The organism is Haloferula luteola (assembly GCF_014201715.1).
Lineage (GTDB): Bacteria > Verrucomicrobiota > Verrucomicrobiia > Verrucomicrobiales > Akkermansiaceae > Haloferula > Haloferula luteola.
This window is the reverse complement of the sequence record NZ_JACHFD010000044.1, coordinates 1-5940: the sequence shown is the minus strand read 5'-3', so window position 1 is coordinate 5940 and position 5940 is coordinate 1. Positions and strand designations below refer to the sequence as shown.

Here is a 5940-nt window from a genome sequence, read left to right as displayed (position 1 = left end):
GCGCGGGGCAGGAGCAGCCTTGTCAGGAAGCCACTAAGCGATGAATCTCAACCCGACCGGCTGCCACCGATTCTAACGATCTGAGGGACATCCCCCTTGGTCCGCGGGCGGGAGACATCGACGCGGCCCTTCGCATCGCAAATCTCGGCCCGGTATTTTTCGACCAGGCGCTTCGGTAGCACGATGAAGTCGGTGAACGGATAGCAGGTTTGACCCTCAGCCTTCATGGAGCTGATGAAAGCATCGATCTCCCGGGCGTAGTCCTCGACCCACGCACGCTCCTTGCTTCCAGCCGGAAAGATGTCCTTGTCAAAGGAGTTGTAGGTGATGGCGCTATGCACGAACTCGCGCGGGACATTGCCGTTGAAGCCCCAGGCTCTGAGTCGTGTGGGATCGAGGAATCGGGTCTGGAACTTCGCCTCGCCCGGGTTGTGGTGCACCATGTCGAAGACAAAGGGCAAGGACGGCGAGGCGGCGGCGGGCGTGGCTCCGAGGAGAGCGGTGGCTGACGCGATTGCCGACACCATGAGAGTGCCGAGGACACGGATAGTGCCAAGGGTGTGGTATATCATGAAATGGTCGTTCTTCGAAGCCGCAGGATTAAGTTCCGGGCGCTTTGGCCTCGACTTGATCGAGTGGTTTCAAGAGGAAGCCGTTCACCTCGTTCGAGATGAAGATATCCCGTTCCCAGATTTCCGGCGCCGAGTCGTGCGGGTGGTAATTTGCTCCAACATACAGCTCTTATGCGTCGGCTGTAGGCACGATCGAGGCGGAGAATGCAGCCAGCACAATTGCGATGATGGTTTCAAGGTCTTCATCATGCACGATGTGCACGTTGATTGCCGGTGCTCTCACGGGTGGCCGGATCACGTTCGGGAGTAGCGCCCCGCGTCGGACATCAGCGGAGGCGCGTAAGGTTGGGTCCGAATGGATAGGACTCGCCCCGGCGGGTCGGGAGGTCGATGACGTGGTCACCGAGGCGGACTTTGAGGGAAGCTCCGGCGAGCGAGCGGAAGGTGGCTTCGGTGAGCTTCCCGTCCTTCCATGCCAGATCAGCCTCGAAGCCGCCGCGGACTCTCAGGCCCTTCACCGACCCTTCGGGCCAAGCGGGGGGCAATGCTGGTAGAAGCACGATTTCTCCAGTATGGCTCTGCACGAGCATCTCGCAGATTCCGGCCGTCGCGGCGAAGTTTCCGTCGATTTGGAAAGGGGGATGCGCGTCGAAAAGATTCGGATACGTGCCCCCTCCTTCCCAGGTGGTATCTTTCTCGTCGGAGTTCTCCCGGACGAGTTTGAGCTGATTCATCAAAAGCTGGAAGGCATGATCGCCGTCGAGAAACCGCGACCACAGGCTGATTTTCCAACCGAGGGACCAGCCGGTGCCGCCATCGCCCCGGAAGATCAGCGATTGTCGTGCGGCTTTCATGAAGTCCGGGGTCTCCCACGTGATGTCTTCGCCCGGGAAAACTCCCCAAAGGTGCGAGACGTGCCGGTGGTGGTAGTTGGGGTTATCCTTGTCCTCGAGCCATTCCTGCAATTGGCCATGCTTGCCGATCTTGTTGGGCGCGATGCGAGTGCGCAGCTTGTCGAGTTGAGCTGCGAACGCTTTGTCCTTGCCGAGGATGCGCGCGGCTTGCGCGGTCCAGGAAAAGAGGCTGCGAATGATCTGGTGGTCCATGGTCGGCCCCATCACCAGGCCGCCGCTTTCTGGAGAATTCGATGGCCCGCTGATCAAGGCACCGCTCGCCGGGTCTTCGATCAGGAAATCGACGAAGAACAACGAGGCTTCCTTCAAGACGGGATAGGCGCGTTCTGCGAGAAACTTCCGGTCTCCGGAATACCTCCAATGTTCCCACAGGTGCTGGCACAACCACGCTCCGCCGGTCGGCCAGATCCCGTGGTTGGCGTTGTTGATCGGGGCGGTGCCGCGCCAGATGTCGGTGTTGTGGTGCAGCACCCAGCCGCGCGTGCCGTAGTGCGTCTTCGCGGTCTTGCGTCCGCTGATCACGACGTCGTCGATCAGGGAAAAGAGCGGCTCGGCGCATTCAGGAAGGTTCGCGACCTCCGCCGGCCAATAGTTCATCGGCAAATTGATGTTGACTGTGTATTTCGAGCCCCAGGGCGGGCTGAGCTTGTCGTTCCATATGCCCTGGAGATTGGCCGCCTGGGTGCCGGGACGGCTGCTCGAGATGAGCAGGTAGCGCCCGTACTGGAAAAGGAGTTCCGCCAGGTCGGGATCCCCGCTCTTGTCGGCTGCGGCGATCCGCTCGTCCGTTGGGAGCGCCGCCGTCTTTTCCGGGGTCGCGCCCAGATCGATCGCGACGCGTTGGAAAAGCCGCTGATGGTCGGCGACATGGGCTTTGCGCAGGTCGGCAAAATCCTTGCCGGCCGCGGCCTTCATCGAGTCGAGCGATCGCTTTTCAGGATTGCCTCCGATTTTCTGAAAGTTCTCGAAAGCCGACGCCGCCGTCACCAGCAAGGTCGCGGCATCCGCGCCTTTGACCTGGATATTGCCCTCGTCATCGACGGAGCAACGTCCGCCCTGCGTGACCACCCGCAGCCGCGCTGCGAATGGCAGCCCATCTTTTCTTCCCTGCACCCGGCCTGACAACAGCACTTCGCTGTCACCTTGGCCGGTCACCGAAAAATCCTCGTGCGGGCTGGTGAGGCTCGCGCGGAAACTCACGCTGCCGGGGCGATCCGCCGAGAGATGCTCGACGAGGACCTGGTCCGGATGGCTGGAAAAAGTTTCGCGGGTATAGGTCGCATTGTCCACCCGGTAGCGCACGGCCGCCACCGCTGTATCGAGGTCCAGGTCGCGGCGATAGTCGATCGCCTTGTCATGTCCGCCCAAGCGAAGTCGAAGGTCACCGAGCGGCTGATAGCTGCGCTGCCTCAACGGCACGCTCATGAACCTTTTGTTGGCGAGGGCCTCCGCTTCTTTCTGTTTCCCCTCGAAAAGCAGCCGTCGGATTTCGGGCAGGACTTCCACCGCGCCCTCGTGCTGGTACTCGTGCGGAGTTCCGGTCCAGACCGTGTCTTCATTGAACTGCAAGCGCTCTTCCGCGGTGCCTCCGAAGACCATCGCGCCGAGGCGGCCGTTTCCGACCGGGAGCGCTTCGGTCCAGACTTCGGCCGGTCGCGGATACCATAACTGCAGCGCGTGGGTCTCCGCGACATTCGAGCTAGCCACGACGGCGGGCGCATCTTCTGCCGCTTTAGCTTTCGCAGGCATGGCGGCGCAGCAGGCAAGGAGAAGGGTGGTGAGATTTCGTCGGGTGGGTTTCATGGGATGGGAGGTTATTGGATACGGGTAAGGTCCGGGCCGAATCGGTAGGATTCGCCCCGGCAGATCGGCAGTTCGACCACGCGCTCGCCCAAGCGAACCTTGAGCGGCTCACCGGTCAGCGATCGGATTTTGGCGGAGGAGAGGGTTCCTTTTTCCCAAGCGACATCGACCTCGAAGCCGCCACGGGCGCGGAGGCCTTTCACGTGGCCGGCGGGCCAGACTTCAGGGAGCGCGGGGAGCAGCTCGATTTCGCCGGCGTGGCTTTGCACGAGCATTTCGGAAATGCCGGCGGTGATGCCGAAGTTGCCGTCGATCTGGAAGGGCAGGTGAGTTGTCCAGAGGTTGTCGAGCGTGTTGTAGGCGAGCAGCCCGGCGACGCAGCCGTGGGCGCGGTCGGGCTTGCCAAGGCGGGCCCAGAGGGCGGTGCGCCAAGCCCAGGTCCACGAGCGGCGGCTGTCGCCGAGCTCGCCGCGCTGGGTCGTCAGGGAAACGCGGGCGGCCTCGGGCGTTTCCGTTTGGCTGATCTGCACGCCGGGATAGACGGCGTAGAGGTGGCTGGTGTGGCGGTGGTTGCTTTTCTCGAACTCGGGCTTTTCCTCCATCCACTCCATGAGCTGGCCCCACGAGCCGATCTTCGGGCCGTAGAGCTTGGTGATGGTTTCCTCCAGGCGCTTCTGCAAGTCGCTGTCGGTTTTGAGTTCGCGCGCGGCGGCGAGGGTGTTGGTGAAGAGGTCCCACATGAGTTGCTGGGCGTGGGCGGTGCCGTCTTCGTGCGGACCGTGCTCGTGCGACCAGGCGTTGGGCACGACGAGCTGGCCGTCGGAAAGTTCCTTGAGGCGGCCGAGCCAGAATTTCGAAACGTCGCGCAGCCACGGCCAGGCGGTGTTTTCGAGGAACTCGCGGTCGCCGGAGAAGGCGTAGTGTTCCGAGAAATGCTGGGCGAGCCAGGCGGTGCCTTCGATGTTCCAGTTCCAGCCGGTGCCGCCGAAGGGGTTGATCGACATGCGGGTGACGAATCTCTCGGTGTCCTTGCCGTATTCCTTGGTGGTGTATTTCCGGGAGATCGAAGCGCTAGTGCTGAGGAACTCAAACAGGGGCAAGGTGAGTTCGGGAAGGTTGGCGACTTCCGCCAACCAATAGTTCATCTGGAGGTTGATGTTGGTGTGGTAATCGCTTTTCCACGCGAGAGTGTTCGGGTTGTTCCAGACGCCTTGCAGGTTGGCGGGCAGGGTGCCGGGGCGGGAGGAGGCGATCAGAAGGTAGCGACCGTACTGGAAAAGTAGTAATTCCAGCTCAGGGTCGAGGCAGGGGCGGGGCAATTCCTTCGCTTGGTCGCGGTAGCGCTGGATGCGCTGGTTGACGGGCAGGGCGGCAACCTCGGGATCCGTCTTTCCGAGGTCGAGGGAAACGCGGTCGAACAAGCTGCGGTGATCCTTCTCGTGACGGGCGAGCAGCTCGGTCCAGCCATGCTTGGCCGCTTGGTCGAGGCGGGCTTTCATTTCCCTGGCCGGGTCGCCTTTCATTCATCCCGCGTCGGAACCCATGACGTAGTTGGTATCCGCGGCCATCAGCACGAGCGCTTGCTCGCCGCCGCTGAGACGGATGCCGTCGCCTTCCTTTTGCTGCTTACCCTTGTGGATGAAGACCCGGACGCGGGCTTCGTATTTCAGGCCGTTGGCCGGCTCGCCTGTGAGGCGGAGGTCATTGCCCTCCCACTTCAGTTGGTCGCTGTGATGGCCTTTGAGTTCGAGCAGGCCGTCAAGGGTCCCGTCCTTCGCTGTGAGGTGCCAGGCGAGGACCTTGTCAGGGAAGGAAACGAAGATTTCGCGGGTGTGGGTGGTGATGCCGGACTTCCAGCTCGTGGTGTGGAGCGCTTGCTGGAGGTCGAGCGCACGGTGGAAATCGGAGACCTTGCCGGACGAGGTGGCCGTGAAGGTGAGGTCGCCCATCGATTGGAACGCGCCAAAGCAGCCCTGGCCCCGCTGCTTTCCCGCCTCGTCGTAGCCGCCGCTCGGGTTCTCATCGCCGGTCCACAGCGAGTCGACGGTGATCTGGATCCGGTCGTGCGCCGGATCGCCCATCGCTACGGCGCCGATTGTACCATTACCGAGAGGCAGGCCGTGTTTTTCCCAGTCGGTGGCCGGTTCGTCGAAACGAAGGGTAAGGGGTGCCGCCGAGGCTGCTGCAGTGAAGCAGGCGAGAATGCGGAGGAAGAATTTCATGAATTTGGAACCGAGGAACCGATAGCGGACGTCGGGGGCGGGAGGTGTCAGTCGATGGGAGTGACGCCTTTCGGTTTCGCCGTGGAACAGCTGGACTGACAACTCCTCGAAGCCGGCCGTCTGCTTTCCGCGAAGCGGGCGAATGGAACCAAAGTCGATGTTGGGAAGAGTTTGGTGCATTTGGAAGACGGAACTGGTCACAATTCGCCCCCCTAAAGGGGTGATGGAAACCGGCGGATTGAGGAGGACTCGGTCGGGGCTTTGGTGAAATTCTTTGACTGGCTTTTCTTCTAACGCGTCAAAAAGTTGATGGCAAGATTGGGAGTCGGCCTACGCTAGTGCATCGTCCGAAAAGTAGCAGGCATATCAGGTGATGCCAGCGTCTTGGGCGAGCTTGGTTAGTTGGATGATCCGACTGAGCTTCTTCGG

General features: G+C 61.7%; 4 protein-coding genes. All 4 read right to left on the bottom strand.

Annotated features, from left to right (window positions below):
* Positions 1-47: 47 nt before the first annotated feature.
* The 4 genes from HNR46_RS20055 to HNR46_RS20040 all read right to left on the bottom strand — a co-directional run bounded on the left by HNR46_RS20055 (position 48) and on the right by HNR46_RS20040 (position 5691).
* Positions 48-572 carry a hypothetical protein gene (locus tag HNR46_RS20055; protein WP_184022418.1) on the bottom strand — a complete coding sequence of 175 codons (525 nt, stop codon included), beginning with the start codon at positions 570-572 and terminating at the stop codon, positions 48-50.
* Positions 573-898: 326 nt separating this feature from the next.
* A complete protein-coding gene (locus HNR46_RS20050) occupies positions 899-3289 on the bottom strand; it encodes a glycoside hydrolase family 95 protein (RefSeq protein WP_184022416.1) in 2391 nt (796 codons plus the stop codon).
* Between the two features lie 11 nt (positions 3290-3300).
* A complete protein-coding gene (locus tag HNR46_RS20045) occupies positions 3301-4788 on the bottom strand; it encodes a glycosyl hydrolase family 95 catalytic domain-containing protein (protein ID WP_184022414.1) in 1488 nt (495 codons plus the stop codon).
* Between the two features lie 24 nt (positions 4789-4812).
* Positions 4813-5691, bottom strand: coding sequence for a glycoside hydrolase family 95 protein (locus tag HNR46_RS20040; protein WP_184022412.1), 879 nt, complete (start codon positions 5689-5691; stop codon positions 4813-4815).
* Positions 5692-5940: the final 249 nt, after the last annotated feature.